Origin of the sequence: Bacillus sp. RHFS10 (assembly GCF_016757475.1) — a bacterium.
In the GTDB taxonomy this organism is placed as follows: Bacteria; Bacillota; Bacilli; order Bacillales; family Bacillaceae; genus Bacillus; species Bacillus subtilis_G.
In genome coordinates this window covers 211,135-227,144 of record NZ_JAESPO010000002.1, presented here as the reverse complement: position 1 = coordinate 227,144, position 16,010 = coordinate 211,135, and the positions used below count along the sequence as shown (strand labels likewise).

The following is a 16,010-nucleotide window of genomic DNA, read 5'->3' as shown; positions in this document are numbered from 1 at the left end:
GGATCACATTCGTCTATCCCAATGGCGGTGAGCGGCGACCGCCTCGATAAACGTCTTGCTGAAGGCGTTGTAATCAGCTTCATCTTTAGCAGTCACAAGGCCCGGCCCCTCTGTTGTCCCGACAGCTGATTGAAGAAGATCAATTCCTTCATTTGCCGCACCGATCGCCTTATAGTGATTGTAGGCTTCTCTGATAAACGCCATCGCGTGTTTGTCGTCTTTTAACTCTGGTCCTCCCGCGGCATAGACGGCATCATACAGAACAGAGTCAGTTGTCAGGAACGTGCCGCCTGCCTCAAGCTGCCGGCCGTTGCCGCTCGTGATGTACCCCAGCGTTTGGCTGATGATATCCGCTGTGATCCCTTCTTGCTTTAAGGCATCCAGCACGGTTTGCAGCTCTTTTTCATGAAATCCGTTTCCAGCGAGAACAGCCACTTTTCTTGATGACGCTGTTTTCACTGTGCGGGCTTGGCTTAACGCAGGCGAGGTCAGGATTTCTTTAGACGCATTACGTTTCGCCGGCGGCGCCACACCTACTCCTTTGGCGATTTCTTCCGCTAAGCCTTCATCCACATTGCTGAAGACATCAACGACCTGCCGCTGCACATCCTTGCTCTTGACCTTCCCGACCTCGAAGCAGAAGGCGGAGATGATGTGCTGTTTCTCGACAGGAGACATGCTGTTCCAGAACAGCTTCGCCTGTGCGTAATAATCGTTGAAGCTGTCGCTCCGCTGGCGGATTTTTTTGCCCTCGACTTTTTCCTGATAGTGGACATAGCCGCCTTCTTCGGCTGTCGCAGGCGACGGGTCATTGTTTTGCAGAGAGTTTTTATGATAAGCGACCGGCCCCTTATTGATCGTCATCCGGTGATAGCCGTCGTACTGGTTGTTATGGAACGGACATACCGGGCGGTTAATCGGAATCTCATGGAAGTTCGGGCCGCCAAGACGGATCAGCTGTGTGTCCGTATAAGAGAAAAGCCGGCCCTGCAGAAGCGGGTCATTTGTAAAATCGATGCCCGGCACGACATTTCCCGGGTGGAATGCGACTTGTTCTGTTTCCGCAAACACATTGTCCTGGTTGCGGTTCAGCGTCATTTTCCCAATGATTTTCACCGGCACGAGCTCTTCCGGCCACAGCTTGGTTGGGTCAAGAATATCAAAATCAAATTTGAACTCATCTTCTTCATCAATCATTTGCACGCCGAGCTCATATTCAACCATGCCGCCGTTTTCAATCGTTTCCCACAAGTCGCGGCGGTGGAAGTCGGGATCTTTCCCGGCAATTTTCTGCGCTTCATCCCATACGAGAGAATGCACGCCGAGCACTGGCTTCCAATGGAATTTCACGAAACGCGCCTTTCCTTGTTCATTAACAAAACGGAATGTGTGAACGCCGAAGCCCTCCATCATTCTGTAGCTGCGAGGGATGCCTCTGTCAGACATCGTCCACATCACCATATGCGCTGACTCAGGATTGTTGGCGACAAAATCCCAAAACGTATCATGAGCGGTCGCGGCTTGAGGCATTTCATTATGAGGTTCAGGCTTAAACGCGTGAACCAAGTCCGGAAATTTGATCGCATCCTGAATGAAAAACACCGGGATGTTATTTCCCACAAGATCATAATTTCCTTCTTCCGTATAAAATTTCGTCGCAAAGCCTCTGGCGTCGCGCACCGTGTCTGCGGAGCCTTTAGAACCCGCGACCGTCGAAAACCGGACAAATACCGGTGTCTTCACTGAAGGGTCCTGAAGAAATTTGGCCCGTGTATACTCGGCCATCGGCTCGTAAACCTGAAAAAAGCCATGTACGCCATACCCGCGCGCATGCACAACACGCTCCGGAATCCTCTCATGGTCAAAGTGCGTCATCTTCTCCCGGAAGTGAAAATCCTCCATCAGCGTCGGACCGCGAACCCCGGCTTTTAACGAGTGCTCATCCTCTGACACCCGCACGCCTTGGTTTGTCGTCATTTTCTTCCCGCTGTTATCGGCTCTGTACTGCTCAAGCTGCTCGTCCTTTAAGTGTTCATTTACACGTTTGCTTTGATCATCACTCATGTCCGTTCCCCCTTTTATTGATTCCATATCTAAAACGAAACATTCTACAGCACATTTACCCGCGGCCTTCTTCAGATAAACTGCTAATCCGTTCAATAGGATTTTAGGTCTACCTATCAGTATGAGGACATACATATTTGAAATAAGCCTTCTGTTCAGAAAGAAAAGGTGGAAGCGCTTACTTAAAATCGACTGAGGGAGGTCATAGCGTGCTTGCCATACTCGGTTTTGTGATGATCATTGTCTTTATGTACCTGATTATGTCTAACCGGCTTTCCGCTCTTATTGCATTGATTGTTGTTCCTGTTGCATTTGCCTTGATCAGCGGATTTGGCAAAGATCTTGGCGAGATGATGATTCAAGGTGTAACAGACCTCGCTCCGACCGGCATTATGCTGTTATTTGCCATCCTGTATTTCGGCATAATGATTGACTCCGGTTTGTTTGATCCTCTCATTGCCAAAATCTTATCGCTTGTCAAAGGAGACCCGTTAAAAATCGCCGTCGGCACAGCGGTTCTGACGATGACCATTTCGCTGGACGGGGATGGGACAACAACCTATATGCTTACCATTGCGGCTATGCTGCCTCTGTACAAACGGCTCGGCATGAATCGATTGGTATTGGCCGGAATTGCGATGCTCGGTTCGGGAGTCATGAATATTATTCCGTGGGGCGGGCCGACTGCGAGGGTTTTGGCTTCCTTGAAATTGGACACGTCGGAGGTCTTCACACCGCTGATTCCCGCTATGATCGCCGGCATTCTCTGGGTGATTGCAGTCAGTTATATCCTCGGAAAAAAAGAGCGGAAGCGGCTCGGCGTCATTTCGATTGAACACGCGCCTGCCTCCGATCAGGATGCAGATCCGCTCAAGCGTCCCGCTCTCCAATGGTTTAATCTTCTGCTGACTGTCGCCCTCATGGCTGCGCTGATCACCAGCCTGCTTCCGCTCCCTGTTCTTTTTATGACCGCGTTCGCCATCGCCTTGATGGTCAACTACCCAAATGTCAAAGAGCAGCAGAAACGGATCTCGGCGCATGCGGGAAACGCGTTAAACGTTGTCTCGATGGTGTTTGCGGCAGGCATATTCACAGGCATTCTTTCAGGCACGAAAATGGTGGATGCGATGGCCCATTCTCTCGTTTCACTCATCCCTGAGGCCATGGGCCCGCACCTGCCGTTAATCACAGCTATCGTCAGCATGCCATTCACCTTTTTCATGTCGAATGACGCCTTTTACTTCGGTGTTCTTCCGATCATCGCAGAAGCCGCTACCGCTTACGGAATAGACGCCGCCGAGATCGGAAGGGCCTCCTTGCTGGGCCAGCCGGTGCACCTCCTCAGCCCGCTTGTGCCTTCCACCTATCTATTGGTCGGAATGGCAGGCGTCAGCTTTGGCGACCATCAAAAATTCACCATCAAATGGGCCGTGGGGACAACGATTGTGATGACGATTGCGGCGCTTTTGATTGGGATTATTTCGTTTTAATGAGAAAAGGATTTCCGCTGGCGGAAATCCTTTTGTTCTGCATAATTTAAAAATCGAAGACCATACTATGGAAAAATCAAAATATAAAGGTGATTGCATGAATTTTGCTTGGGAAGCACTCATTTTAATTATATCCGGCATCATATTGCTAAGAATTTCAGGAAGAAAGTCAATCTCCCAGATGACATTAGCACAAACTGTGGTGATGATTTCCATTGGAACGATTATTGTCCAGCCGATTATAGAGACAAGTTTATGGAAAACCCTTGTGGCAGCCGGTATTTTTACTGCGGCTTTAATACTCATGGAATGGTTCCAGGTGAAGGCCAATTGGATGGAAAAGTTCTTAACCGGCAAAGCGAAATTAGTGATTGAAGATGGCAAACTCAATATAGAAAATATGAAAAAACTGCGGCTGACAGTTGACCAGCTTGAAATGCGATTGAGGATTCATGGAATCTCCAGCATAAAGGACATTAAGAATGCAACGATTGAAGCGAACGGCCAAATAGGATATGAATTGCGTGATGACAAGAAACCGCTCACGATTGGTGAATTCAAGAAATTGATGAATATGCCGGCCGCAAACACAGTTCAACAGCCTGAACCAGAAAATCAAGAAAACATTTTTCAAGAAATAAAAAACGGTCATTCTACACCTTCTGGCAAACTAAAATAAGGCTGTTCCTTGTGCGGAAACAGCCCGAGCGAATGACCTTATTGGATATATGAAATGACTGGCAGACTTTTAACACCCCATGCATAGTAGTAATTGAAAACGCTGAAAGAATCGATTGCTTTGCCGGTTTTTACATCTACGATTAAAATATGATATCCGTAGCTTTGATCATTTGCATCTAGTCTTCTAGGTGTTTTTTTCCTAACGTATCTGAAAACATTGGATTAATCAGACCGATAAAAAACTGATTTTTATGAATCAAAGGAGGACTGATATAATCTCGGTAAGTATTGCCCAGACCAGAAGATTCATGCCAACAATTTCACATTACAATCATAAGAGCATGGCTATTATTGAAGCAGCAGGCTCTTATTACATTTGACATTATTTTTTTGTATAACGCACCCAGTCGTAATGAGCGTATAGCGGTGTTACACCATTGTAGGAACCGAGCCATTCATCAACACCCGTACCATTCCACAAGTTCATCATGATCTTTCCTGGTGTTTTCGGAATTTGGCTTGTCGCAGTATGTTTTAATTGCCCATCGACATACCATTTAATAGAGTTTGGCTGCCAATCGAACGCATACGTATGATGAGCAGTGGCTGCATCAAATCCGAGATCCACTATCTTCTCATGGTTTCCTGCACCATTTGTATAATAGTTAAATTGAACCTTTGTTGTGTCTTTTCCTAAAAATTCGATATCAATCTCATCCCAAGGAGTTCCATCCGTTGGTCCTGTGTAAGTGAAGAACGATGAAACGATCCCTGTGTTTTTAGCTGGTTTCATTCTGACTTCATAAAGTCCATATCCATATGTTTGAACAGAGCGGTTTTCCCCGCAGTCAAACTTGTTATAAGATGGACTTGTTAGCGCCAAACGCATTTCACCTAATGACGTCATTGATACGTTATTTGCACGCCAAGTGCAGTTAAACATATTTCCATTCGAATAACCATTTGCTTTTTGCCATAATCCGGAGTTATAGCTGTTAAAAGGGTCAAAAAACGATCCACCTGTTTGAGCCGAGGCATTAGAAGTGACTGCAGAAAAACTCATAAACAATCCAGTGACAAGAATCAACAACACTCTTTTCATACAAGATGACATGTTGGCATTCCCCTTTCTGAGAAAGCGTTTTCTTTGTCGATCATACATGATTTTTATAAAGGGAACATCGGTCAAAATAATGATAATAAAGAATCTTACTTACTAGAATCCTGTACTATCATTTTTAGATTATACTTAGACTCAACTTTAACAAAATGAAAGTGATGAATGTATTGAATTCAACATGTTTGGTATTCCTTCTTCAACGCTGCGCTTTTATGAAAAGGAAGGAATTAGTTCCGGAAATGAATCGAGATACAAGCGGCCGAAGAGTCGATGATTTGTTGATCGAGTACAAGAGATAGCCGCTCTGAAAAATTGTACGCCGGCTCAGCTTGCACTTGCATAGACGATGGCAAATGAAGTGATTCGTATCCCTGGAACAAAGAGAATCCCTTATTTAGAAGAAAACGCATTTTCTTCCACGCCGGCCAGCTGTAAAATGCCTTTTGCCGCTGCTAAGAATCCCCATTTTTCATCCCTTCTGCTAAAAAATAAAAAACCTAAACTACCCCTATCGCAATAGGAACGAGTAGTTTAGGTTTTGCCTGCCTGACCAGTAACAATCCTATGAAACGCCCTCATCACCCTCTGAAAAAAATAAAAACCTAAATTACCATCAGTACAGACAGAGATCATCCGCACTCATTGCAATTTAGGTTTTGCCTGCTTAGCAGTAACAATCCTAACATCCTCATATGTGAATGTAAGAAAAAATCAACACAAGAAAATAAAAATGTCAACGCTTTCATTTGACGACCCTTTCGATGTGAATCGTTAAATACAGCAGCTCGTCACTGGTGAGCTTGTGTTTATACTCCCGCTCAATGTAGGTTTGGATTTTTTTCGTGCATTCATACGCGTGATGGTACTTTTCTATCACTGTCTCCAGTAAAAAATCGTCCTGGCTTTCCATGTGCGTGCCATTAAAAAGACGCTGCGCGAAAAACTTCAAATGGGTGACAAACCGATAATAGTGAAGCGTTTCTTCGTTGAATTCAATCTTAAAATGGTATTTTACGATACTCAAAATCTCTTGCATGACTTTTGTAATATTGATGATATTAGGCATCTCTTCATTCAGCTCGGCATTTACGATATGCATGGCAATAAAGCCAGCTTCATCCTCCGGCAGAGACACGCCAGTCTTGTTTTTCACCATGTGCAGCGCTTCTTTTCCGATTGCAAACTCGTCTTTGTACAGCCGCTTTGTTTCCCACAGCAAGGCGTTTTTGATATCAAGCCCTTTCTGATTGCGCTGGATGGCGAAGTTAATATGGTCGGTCAGCGACACATAGATGCTGTCGTTGAGCTTTTTGCCGAGCTTTAATTTCGCATAGCTGATAATCTCTTCGGATACTTCCATACACTCGATCGGTATATCATACAAAAGGGTTTTGAATTTTTCTGATACATCCTTGTTATCGAGCGTGAACACCTTCTCAATGCGGTCTTCATCGACATCATCGCCGGTCTTTTTCTGGAACGCGAGCCCCCTGCCCATGATGACCAATTCTTTTCCCTGTTCATTGACCACGCTGATCACGTTATTGTTGATCACCTTCGCAATTTTCATGACATGTTCCTCCAATCAACTAAGAACAAACTACACCTTGATTGTACATTCTTTTTGTACTAGGTCAATATCATCAGGGAAAGAGCAGGAAGCAGGTCAATACAATCCACTCAGCACCGGCTGCCCGGGCTGTTTTTGAAGCAGTGCCTCCAGATGTCGTTCAAATGCTGCCTTGTCAGCCCCCTGCTTTTTGACAATGCTGTTCATGATTTTGACGCTTTCGGCACTGTATTGCGTATATTGTTTTTTCAGCTGATCCAGCTGCTGTCTTGTCTTCTTCGCGTTTTTCGGTGTGACTTGGCTGATGAGTTTGATCATACGTTCTGTGATCTCAAAAAAAGCAGCACGATTTTCTTTCAGCTGCTGCATTTCGTTGCGGCTCATTCCATGATTGCGGGTTTTTTGAAGCAAAGCGATTGCCTCGGTGTTTTGTTTTTTGAGCGGTTTGTTTGCATGTTGAATCGCTCCAAGGTTCTCCTTCGCAATGTCTGCTTCTTCTTCAGTCATGCTGCTCCGAACAAAGTATTCAGGATTGCCGATTCCATAATCAAATGCTTCGCTTACACGTATCATGGAACTGAATACAATCGCCAGCTGCATATCGCTTGGGAGGGTCTGGAAGTCCTGTTTATTCTTATTGCTCATCGGTTTGGCTGTGGTTTGTTTGACCGTCTCTTGATCACGATCTGCAAACGTCTGAGCCTCATCTTCACTTTCGCATGCGCTCATCACAAGAACTGTGACCAGCAGGCTTATACACAAGCCTATTCGCCTCATGCTCTGTCTCCTCTCTGCTGAATCCCTTCTGGAAAATACGTAAAATGTAGTTAAATGGTACCAGATACACCTATCCCCATCAATAAACCAAAAGTATGATTTGGAACGCAAAAACATAAACATTTTGTAAAAATTTACGTGATTTCCATTCTTTTCAGCCCCATTTCTCGTACAATAAAAGTATTGTTACCAGAGGAGGGGGCTTGTGATGAAACGTTTTACGAAACAAGAAAACAGCTGGATTTTATATGACTGGGCAAATTCTGCATACTCGATTGTCGTGACCACCGCGGTGTTTCCGTTGTTTTATAAAGCAGCTGCTGCGGAAGGCGGTGTCGGAGCTGCTCAATCGACTGCCTATTTGGGATATACCATTGCGATTTCAACGTTTATTCTTGCGATGCTCGGGCCGATTTTAGGCACGATCGCCGACTATGAAGGGTGCAAAAAAAAGTTTTTCGGTTTCTTTGTGTCAGCCGGTGTTGCCAGCACCGCGATGCTAGCCTTTATTCCGAGTGAACATTGGCTGCTTTTATTGCTGTTTTATACGATATCAGCTATCGGTTTTTCCGGCGCCAACGTGTTTTACGATGCCTTTCTCGTTGACGTCACCCCGGAGAACCGAATGAACCTCATCTCTGCACGGGGTTTTGGCTTAGGCTACATAGGAAGCACGATTCCATTTATCATCAGCATTGCTGTCATCCTGCTTGCTCAAGCAGAGTCGATTCCGCTGTCTGTATCGGCCGCAAGCCAGCTGTCCTTTTTCATAACGGCTGCCTGGTGGGGGCTGTTTACCATCCCGATGCTGAAACATGTCCATCAGCGCTATTTCATCAAAAGAGAACCTCATATTGTTATCAACAGCTTTAAGCGGCTCGGCCAAACGATGAAACGGATTAGGCAGTACCGGGCGCTGTTCCTCTTTTTGCTTGCTTATTTCTTTTATATCGACGGAGTCGGCACGATTATTACGATGTCGACTTCCTATGGGTCTGATTTAGGGATCAGCCCCTCAAGCCTCCTGATCATCCTGTTTGTCACTCAAGTCGTCGCCGCGCCGTTTTCCATTGTATACGGAAAAATGGCAGAACGCTTTACGGGAAAAACAATGCTGTACGTTGGAATCGTCATTTATATGATTGTCTGTGTGTACGCTTATTTTATGGAGACAACGCTAGATTTCTGGATACTGGCCATGCTTGTCGCCACTTCGCAGGGCGGCATTCAAGCCCTCAGCCGTTCTTATTTCGCCAAGCTCGTGCCAAAGCGCCACGCCAATGAATTCTTCGGCTTTTACAACATTTTCGGAAAATTCGCTTCGATTATGGGACCGCTGCTCATTGCCGTTACCGCTCAGGTTACCGGGAGATCCTCGACTGCGGTGTTCAGCCTGATTGTTCTATTTGTAATCGGCATTGTGATCCTCGCTTTTGTCCCGGAGGAGACCAGCGCGGATATAAGCCAGCAGCAAAATGACCTGCCCCTTTAACTGGGAGCAGGTCATTCATCATTTATTCGCTTTATTCACCTTGAGCTTTTTCCCTTTGACGGTTGTGTTTTTCATCACTTTGAGAACTTGAGGGCCTTTTCCGTTTAAAATTTCCACGTAAGAGGCGTTATCCATGATCGTGATAATGCCGATGTCATCAGTTGACACACCGTCAATTTTGGCAATCGTTCCTACAAAATCAACAGCTCTGATTTTCTTTTTCTTTCCGCCGTTAAAATACAGCTTCATAATGTCTTTATTCAGCTCTTCGCTTTTGTCCTTTTTGAATTCCGGACGGTCATTCAATTTGGATAGAAAATCAGGTTTCTTCTTGGCCACTTCTTCTTGAGAAGGGGCTTCTATTTGTTGAATCTCAAACCCGATATATTCTTCAATGTCAGCTAAAAACCGTTTTTCGAAGGCCGTGACAAACGAAATGGCCTTTCCTTTGTTTCCTGCGCGCCCCGTCCGGCCTGTGCGGTGGACGTAGCTTTCCTTCTCAAGCGGCAGATCATAGTTGATGACAAGAGAGATATTTTCAATATCAATCCCGCGCGCGGCGACATCTGTCGCGACTAAGTAACGGTACTCGCCCCGTTTAAATTCATCCATGACATCGAAACGGTCTTCCTGAATCATTCCGCCGTGTATTTTATCGCACGGATACCCTAAGTTATCCAATTCATCGGTCAGCTGATTGACATGCTCTTTCGTCCGGCAGAAAATGATGCAGCTGTCAGGATTCTCCGTCATCAGCACATCTTTCAGCAAAGCAAACTTATTCTCTTCTCGTACTTGAATCACCGCATGTTCAATATTCCTGGTGGTAAGACCGGCCGCTTTGATTTCGATATGCTCCGGGTTTTGCATGTATTGCCGGCTTAATTTCTCAATATCCTCCGGCAGGGTCGCCGAAAACAGCATCGTCGTACGCTCAACCGGCAGATGCTTGATAATCGCCTCCACCTGCTCGATGAAGCCCATATTCAACATCTCATCGGCTTCATCAATCACCAAATAGGACAGACGGTCTAACGGCAGCGTGCCCTTTTCGATATGATCCAGTACACGTCCCGGCGTGCCGACAACGATGTGGCTTTTTTGCTTCAGTTCAGCTTTTTGTTTGTCAAAGGATGACTTTCCAAACACAGCAGTCGCTTTGATTCGTTTAAAGCGTCCGATGTTTGTGATATCCTCTTTAACTTGTACGGCAAGCTCACGGGTCGGTGTTAAAATAAGCGCCTGCGGCTTGTTTTCGTCCCAATCCGCCAGCTCACAGAGAGGAATCCCGAATGAAGCCGTTTTCCCGCTTCCCGTCTGTGATTTGACGACAAGATCCTTTCGTTCTAAGGCAGCGGGGATCACGCTCTGCTGCACCTTGGTCGGTTCTGTATATCCCAGTCCTTCTAATGCTCGTAAAATGTCATGACTGATTTGATAGTTTTTAAAATGACTCATGTATAAACTCCTGTCTCTTGCAGATGTTCTCATTATACGCTAATTCACACAGGCATATGTGTTTTGCCGAAAAATGACGTATTAAAATCCTTCAATTCTCTGGCGTTTCAACTCCTGAACGGCTAGCCGCGCCAGTGCGTCGGCTCCCGCGCGGTTAGGATGCAGCGTATCTCCGTCCATATATAACGCGAGTGTTTTTTCCGGACCGATTGATGTAAAGTAAGCCGAACTAAGGACATTTAAGTCAATGAGGTGCGTTTTCTCCTCTTCGGCCAAAGCCAAAATAGAAGCCCTGTACCATCGGTTGACAGACGAATGAATGCCTTCAGACGTAAAATCTGTCGCCCGTCCCTGTGGTGTTGAAAGGATAATTTCCGCACCCTTCGCTTTCACCTGGCGGATCATATCTCGCATCATCTCCTTAAACTCCGCTTCAGATTCATGATGCTTCGGATTTGTATCATTAATGCCGAGCTGCAACATAAAATAATCTCCCGGCTTGATATACTTCAAGATCGCCTCAAGCTGCCCGTCATTTCGAAACCCTCTCGCGATCTGCCCGCCTGACGCCATGTTTCTGACTTGAAAGGTGTGTTTGTCGACATAGTGAGGCAGCATCTGCCCCCAGCCCGCCTGCTTGCTGCTGTTGAGCGGATAATAATTGCACACCGTCGAATCGCCGCCGACATAAATGGTTCGGTTTGTCACCGGCTGATCAGACAATTTCTTGATTTTCAAGGCACTGAGCGTAAAAGCGGTGCCTGCTTTTCCCTCTGTCACCAGCAGATTCAGCTGCCCGTCGGTGACAGGAATTTGGAACGTATCCTCCGCACCGTCCCCCGTCATATTGATGACCTGAAACACACCCTCCGCCGCCACACTGGCCCTTGCCGTATTGCCAAGCGTCACCTTCACCTCGTAAAGGCCATTCGGAAGATCCACGCTAAACGTATTGTCGCTTTTCGTCCCATACGTCAAAAACTGAACCGCATCACTCTTCACACCAGTCCCGGATGCCGCCACATCCTTCATATTCTCCGGTGTTTGAAAACCGTAGCCCGTTGACCGGTCATACCGATCAGACGCCCTGACACCAATGTAATCAGGCTCAACCGAACCGCTCCCAAAATCAAACTGATACACCTTCGGCTCCGCCGCCTTCACACTCTCAATCCCACCGGAACACAGCATCAACATCATCACAAAACCCGCAGCCATCCACTTTTTCATCAAGATTCCCCCTATATGTAAACGCATACATTAATGCATACTCGGTGATTGTTTCTTTATGATGACTGAATGCAGATTTGACAAAACAAAAGGAATATTTTATTATATCAATAAGTGATATATCATTAGTTGATATAAGAAATGAGGTGACCCCTTGCCAAAACAACGTCAGGAAATGGATCAGCTTACCGATCCAGCCTATTACATTGTCTTAACATTGCTGGAACCAAAACACGGATATTCGATCATGCAGGAGATTGAGGACATGACCGATGACTCCTTTACGATCGGCCCGGCTACTTTATATACATTGTTAAAGAAATTACTGCAAAAAGAGATCATTGAGCTAATCAACAATGACAACCCGCGCCGCAAAGTATACCAGACCACCCTGCGCGGCCAAGAATTACTCAAAAAAGAAATTCAGCGCAGAAAAGTGATGGCGGAACACGGAGAACGCGCTTTTCAACAATTGAAAGGGGATTAGTCGTGAAACAGAAAAAATATATGATGTCCGAAGGATTGGCGTTTTCAGAAGAAAAGGATATGAAGAGACTAAGCGATATGGCCGGCAAAGGCTGGGTGCTCGATTCATTTGCGTTTATGGGGTATAAGCTTAGAAAAGCTGAACCGCGGAAATTGATCTACAGCTTAGACTATCGTGCCGTCGATGATGACAACATAGATGAGTACCTTGAAATATTCGAAAATGCCGGATGGGAGCATGTTTGTTCTGAATACACCACACATATCTTTGCCGCCGCACCCGGAACGAAGCCGATTTACTCCGACCGTTCAACCATGATTGATAAATACAAACAAAGTGAATATACCCTCCGCTATATCACATTGTTCATGCTCTGTCTTACTGCGGCTTTCACAGTCATCAGGAGTATGTTTATTTCTGCTGAAGCTTCCATACTTAATAACACCATACACATCCTTTTTGTCTTTCTCATCACCATCACGATCCCGGCTATCCTCACTTACGCAGCCTCTGTCTTTAGAATTTGGCGAGTCAAACGCAGAAACCCCAACCTTGAGTGAAGGCTGGGGTTTTGCTTAATCATAAAATGATTAATAAAGAGAAGCGAACGTATAGTTAATCGTTTTTTTCGTTCCTGTGTTGCTGAATTTAAATCTGTATTTTGTTTTATAGCTCTTAGATGCTTTACTGTAGTTCAGGTTAGTATAGCCTTTTTTCTTGGCATAAAACGTTTTAATGGTTTTCCACCCTTTACTTGTCTTCTGTTGCATCTCGGCTTTTATTTTCCCGCTTCCAGATCCTTTTGCAGTAATGCTCGCATTCGTTCCTTGACCTGGATACCAAATCTGAAATGTTGGTGAGTACGTATAGTTTTTGAAAGAGCCTGAATGGTAGTGGGTAGTCCATATACTGCCTTTTTTCACCCAATCTTTTGCTTGGGCTTTGTTACCGGCAAGATCTATAGCTGTAAAGCTTGTCAATGCGATAACAAAAGCAACGAAGGTCATGATCAATTTCTTCTTTTTCATTATGTAATTCCTCCCGCTCTCGTATAGTTCTTTTTATCACCTTTAAATATGATAATCATGATTAGAAGATGATGAATCCTTCTAAAATACTAAATTATGGCGATTTATCATGCATCTCACATACATAATGACTATAGACTCATTTCTTTAGATACATTTCCTGTTCTGCTTGAGAACGTTTGGAAATAAAACAAAAGCAGCTGCCTTCGACAGCTGCTTTCTTTACATTTGAGAATTCTCAGCAACCACATCCGCCTTCCCCCGCCTCCTGACAAGCGTCAAAGCCATGCCCGCAAAGATCATTACGATGCCTAGTGTTTGATAGAGGTCTGGGCGGAAACCCGTGAAGACGGTATCGAGTACGATTGCGACAGCCGGGTCGAGGAAGACAATGATTGAAATAAATTTCGTTGATAAAAAACGCAAACTGTCAAAAAACAGCAAATACACAATACCTGTATGAATGATACCGGTAGACACCACCATGATCCAGTTCCCCTGAGACAGGCCGGCAAAAGCGCCAAAGTGAATAAACGGAATCAGGATAATGATCCCTAAACCGGTTTGCAGGAAGGTGGTCGCGTAAGGGCTGAGGTTGTGAATGCCTTTTCCCAATAAAGTAGTGAACGCATAAAACAGTGCGGCGAGAACGGCCCAAATGATTCCTGATCCCATCAGCTGCGTTAGTGATGTGCTGCCATTAATCCCGGAAATCAGCGCAGTTCCCAGAAAACAGATGATAATGGAACTGACGGAGATGACGTTTAATTTTTCTCTGTAGATGATGCTCCCCAGGAGAAGAACAAGCACCGGTGCAAGGTGATAAACCGAGATGGCGATCGTGACAGATGTTTCTTCAAAAGACTTAAATAAGAACACCCAGTTGAATACAAGAAAGAAACCGCACGCCAATGTTTGCAGCACTTCTCTCTTGCTCCACTTTTCGGTTTTATACTGGCCGGACGCCAGCCAGCAGAAGCTTAAAAATAGCGTCGCGCAAAGGCAGCGGATGAATACCAATTCAACTGACGGCAAATTGGTATGCTCTGAGAAAAAGCCGATGGAACCGAAAATCACCATGGAGATGACCATTTTCAGCACGGCTGTTGATTTTTGTTTTGATATGATTGAGAGATCTTGCTGCATCAAGTGTATTCTACCTCCAGTTATGTATATGGAAAATAACCCCAGATGCAAGGTGCTTTTCCCTTTATTATAGTTTCTTTCCGGCCGTCCAGCCGCCGTCTATGACAAAGTTTGAGCCTGTAATAAAGTGCGCCTCTCAGAAGCTAAAGATGACCTTTTAAATGATTCTGCTGATAATTCAAAAATGATTAAAATACTGGAATCCAATGGCTTTGTTCAGGCTGTACATCAAAGATTCTGCCTGCTGAACATCAGATAAGGCTGCTTCCTTCATATGAAAGCATTGTTTACTATAAATTCTGACATCTTATCCGTTTAATTATCTACTCCAACGACACGCTGACCGGTAGAAGTTGCTTTACCGCCTCAATGTCTTTGCACCTGTATTCATTATATTCTTTTTTTCACCATTTTACATTATACCTTTATTCATTTTGGTAATTTTAAGCAACACGGATACTATACTTAAATGATGTATCACTTATCATTTAGCATGTTGCACATGTAGATTTCTGGTTTTTGCCAACACGAAGAGCCCCCAAGAAATACCAACCTACTCAATTGGATTAACGATAGATGAGAAGGGGAATGCTGTTGATATCGCAACTTTTACAGCACACTTTACGTTTTAGAAAGGAACGATGTTAATGGAGTCTATCTGGCTGGAATATGCCTGGACATTGTTAATTTTAATCGGATTAGAAGGACTGCTATCGGCTGATAATGCCCTTGTACTGGCAGTGATCGCCAAGCATTTACCCGATGATCAGAAGAAAAAAGCGATAAATTATGGAATCATCATGGCATTTGCGTTCAGGTTTGCGGCGCTTTTTGCCATTTCGTTTATCGCGAATGTCTGGCAGATTCAGGCGATAGGAGCAGCGTATCTTCTTTACCTGGGCTTAAAGCATGTGATAAAGGCCCGTTTCGGGAAAAAAAATGAGAACATTCATGAGGAGGCAAAAGAGGAGGCTGCCGGAAAAGGTTTCTGGCCCACAGTCGGAAAGATTGCTTTAGCGGACCTCGCTTTTGCCATTGATTCGATTCTTGCTGCGGTTGCTTTAGCTCTCGGCCTTCCGGATTCACCGCTTGATGATTTCGGCGGCATGGATGGAGGACAATTTATTGTTGTTGTCCTAGGCGGAATTGCAGGGCTTATCCTGATTAAGTTTGCAGCAACCTGGTTTGTAAAACTTCTTAATCAGCGCCCCGCACTGGAAACAACCGCATATGCCATTGTGGCCTGGGTCGGTGTCAAACTGGTCGTCATTACCCTTGCCCATGAGGATATTGGAATCCTGGACCATCACTTTCCGCACAGCACCACCTGGACGCTGATCTTCTATGGCGTTTTAGTGGCCATTGCTTTATTCGGTTGGTTTGCGCCGGCCAATAAAGCAGCAAAGAAATAGATGGAATAAACAACAATGAAAAGAGGAAGGTATGTTTAAGAGCATACGGGACTTT

Annotated in this window: 14 protein-coding genes; 6 read left to right on the top strand and 8 right to left on the bottom strand. The window is 45.1% G+C overall.

All coding sequences use genetic code 11. From position 1 onward, the window contains the following. Window positions 1-3 precede the first annotated feature (3 nt). Window positions 4-2,064 (bottom strand): catalase, encoded by a 2,061-nt coding sequence (locus tag JMN17_RS07805; protein WP_202327846.1) that lies wholly within the window; start codon window positions 2,062-2,064, stop codon window positions 4-6. Between the two features lie 209 nt (window positions 2,065-2,273). Between JMN17_RS07805 and citH the strand changes: the two genes are divergently transcribed. Then, complete coding sequence (gene citH / locus JMN17_RS07800) at window positions 2,274-3,554, top strand: citrate transporter CitH (RefSeq protein WP_202327845.1); 1,281 nt, start codon at window positions 2,274-2,276, stop codon at window positions 3,552-3,554. 97 nt (window positions 3,555-3,651) lie between these two features. After that, window positions 3,652-4,233, top strand: coding sequence for a DUF421 domain-containing protein (locus tag JMN17_RS07795; RefSeq protein ID WP_202327844.1), 582 nt, complete (start codon window positions 3,652-3,654; stop codon window positions 4,231-4,233). A 384-nt stretch (window positions 4,234-4,617) separates the two neighbouring features. On the opposite strand, the gene bglS is transcribed toward JMN17_RS07795, so the two are convergent. The 3 genes from bglS to JMN17_RS07780 form a co-directional block, all read right to left on the bottom strand. After that, a complete protein-coding gene (gene bglS / locus JMN17_RS07790; protein WP_087993272.1) occupies window positions 4,618-5,349 on the bottom strand; it encodes a beta-glucanase in 732 nt (243 codons plus the stop codon). Between the two features lie 748 nt (window positions 5,350-6,097). Beyond that, entirely contained in the window at window positions 6,098-6,925 is an 828-nt protein-coding gene (licT, locus tag JMN17_RS07785) for a transcriptional antiterminator LicT (RefSeq protein ID WP_087992012.1), read from the bottom strand. Between the two features lie 96 nt (window positions 6,926-7,021). Next, window positions 7,022-7,702, bottom strand: a complete 681-nt coding sequence (locus JMN17_RS07780; RefSeq protein ID WP_202327843.1) for a hypothetical protein — start codon at window positions 7,700-7,702, stop codon at window positions 7,022-7,024. Window positions 7,703-7,907: 205 nt separating this feature from the next. On the opposite strand from JMN17_RS07780, the gene JMN17_RS07775 reads away from it, so the two are divergent. Continuing rightward, window positions 7,908-9,194 carry an MFS transporter gene (locus tag JMN17_RS07775; RefSeq protein ID WP_087992014.1) on the top strand — a complete coding sequence of 429 codons (1,287 nt, stop codon included), beginning with the start codon at window positions 7,908-7,910 and terminating at the stop codon, window positions 9,192-9,194. Window positions 9,195-9,212: 18 nt separating this feature from the next. Here the strand turns inward: JMN17_RS07775 and dbpA are convergent, their stop codons facing one another. Both dbpA and JMN17_RS07765 read right to left on the bottom strand, forming a co-directional pair. Next, window positions 9,213-10,652 (bottom strand): ATP-dependent RNA helicase DbpA, encoded by a 1,440-nt coding sequence (dbpA, locus tag JMN17_RS07770; RefSeq protein ID WP_087992015.1) that lies wholly within the window; start codon window positions 10,650-10,652, stop codon window positions 9,213-9,215. A gap of 81 nt (window positions 10,653-10,733) precedes the next feature. Further along, a complete protein-coding gene (locus tag JMN17_RS07765) occupies window positions 10,734-11,882 on the bottom strand; it encodes a rhamnogalacturonan acetylesterase (RefSeq protein ID WP_202327842.1) in 1,149 nt (382 codons plus the stop codon). A 154-nt stretch (window positions 11,883-12,036) separates the two neighbouring features. On the opposite strand from JMN17_RS07765, the gene JMN17_RS07760 reads away from it, so the two are divergent. Beyond that, window positions 12,037-12,369 (top strand): helix-turn-helix transcriptional regulator, encoded by a 333-nt coding sequence (locus JMN17_RS07760; protein ID WP_087992017.1) that lies wholly within the window; start codon window positions 12,037-12,039, stop codon window positions 12,367-12,369. Window positions 12,370-12,371: 2 nt separating this feature from the next. Then, complete coding sequence (locus tag JMN17_RS07755; protein ID WP_202327841.1) at window positions 12,372-12,929, top strand: DUF2812 domain-containing protein; 558 nt, start codon at window positions 12,372-12,374, stop codon at window positions 12,927-12,929. Between the two features lie 30 nt (window positions 12,930-12,959). Here JMN17_RS07755 and JMN17_RS07750 read toward each other — a convergent pair whose 3' ends face one another. Then, window positions 12,960-13,397 carry a hypothetical protein gene (locus JMN17_RS07750; protein WP_202327840.1) on the bottom strand — a complete coding sequence of 146 codons (438 nt, stop codon included), beginning with the start codon at window positions 13,395-13,397 and terminating at the stop codon, window positions 12,960-12,962. Window positions 13,398-13,619: 222 nt separating this feature from the next. Then, on the bottom strand, window positions 13,620-14,543 hold the full coding sequence (locus JMN17_RS07745) for a DMT family transporter (protein WP_202328227.1): 924 nt from the start codon (window positions 14,541-14,543) through the stop codon (window positions 13,620-13,622). A gap of 647 nt (window positions 14,544-15,190) precedes the next feature. On the opposite strand from JMN17_RS07745, the gene JMN17_RS07740 reads away from it, so the two are divergent. Beyond that, the gene (locus tag JMN17_RS07740) at window positions 15,191-15,955 is read left to right on the top strand and encodes a TerC family protein (RefSeq protein ID WP_202327839.1); all 765 of its coding nucleotides are present in this window, start codon (window positions 15,191-15,193) and stop codon (window positions 15,953-15,955) included. The last annotated feature ends 55 nt before the right edge of the window (window positions 15,956-16,010 follow it).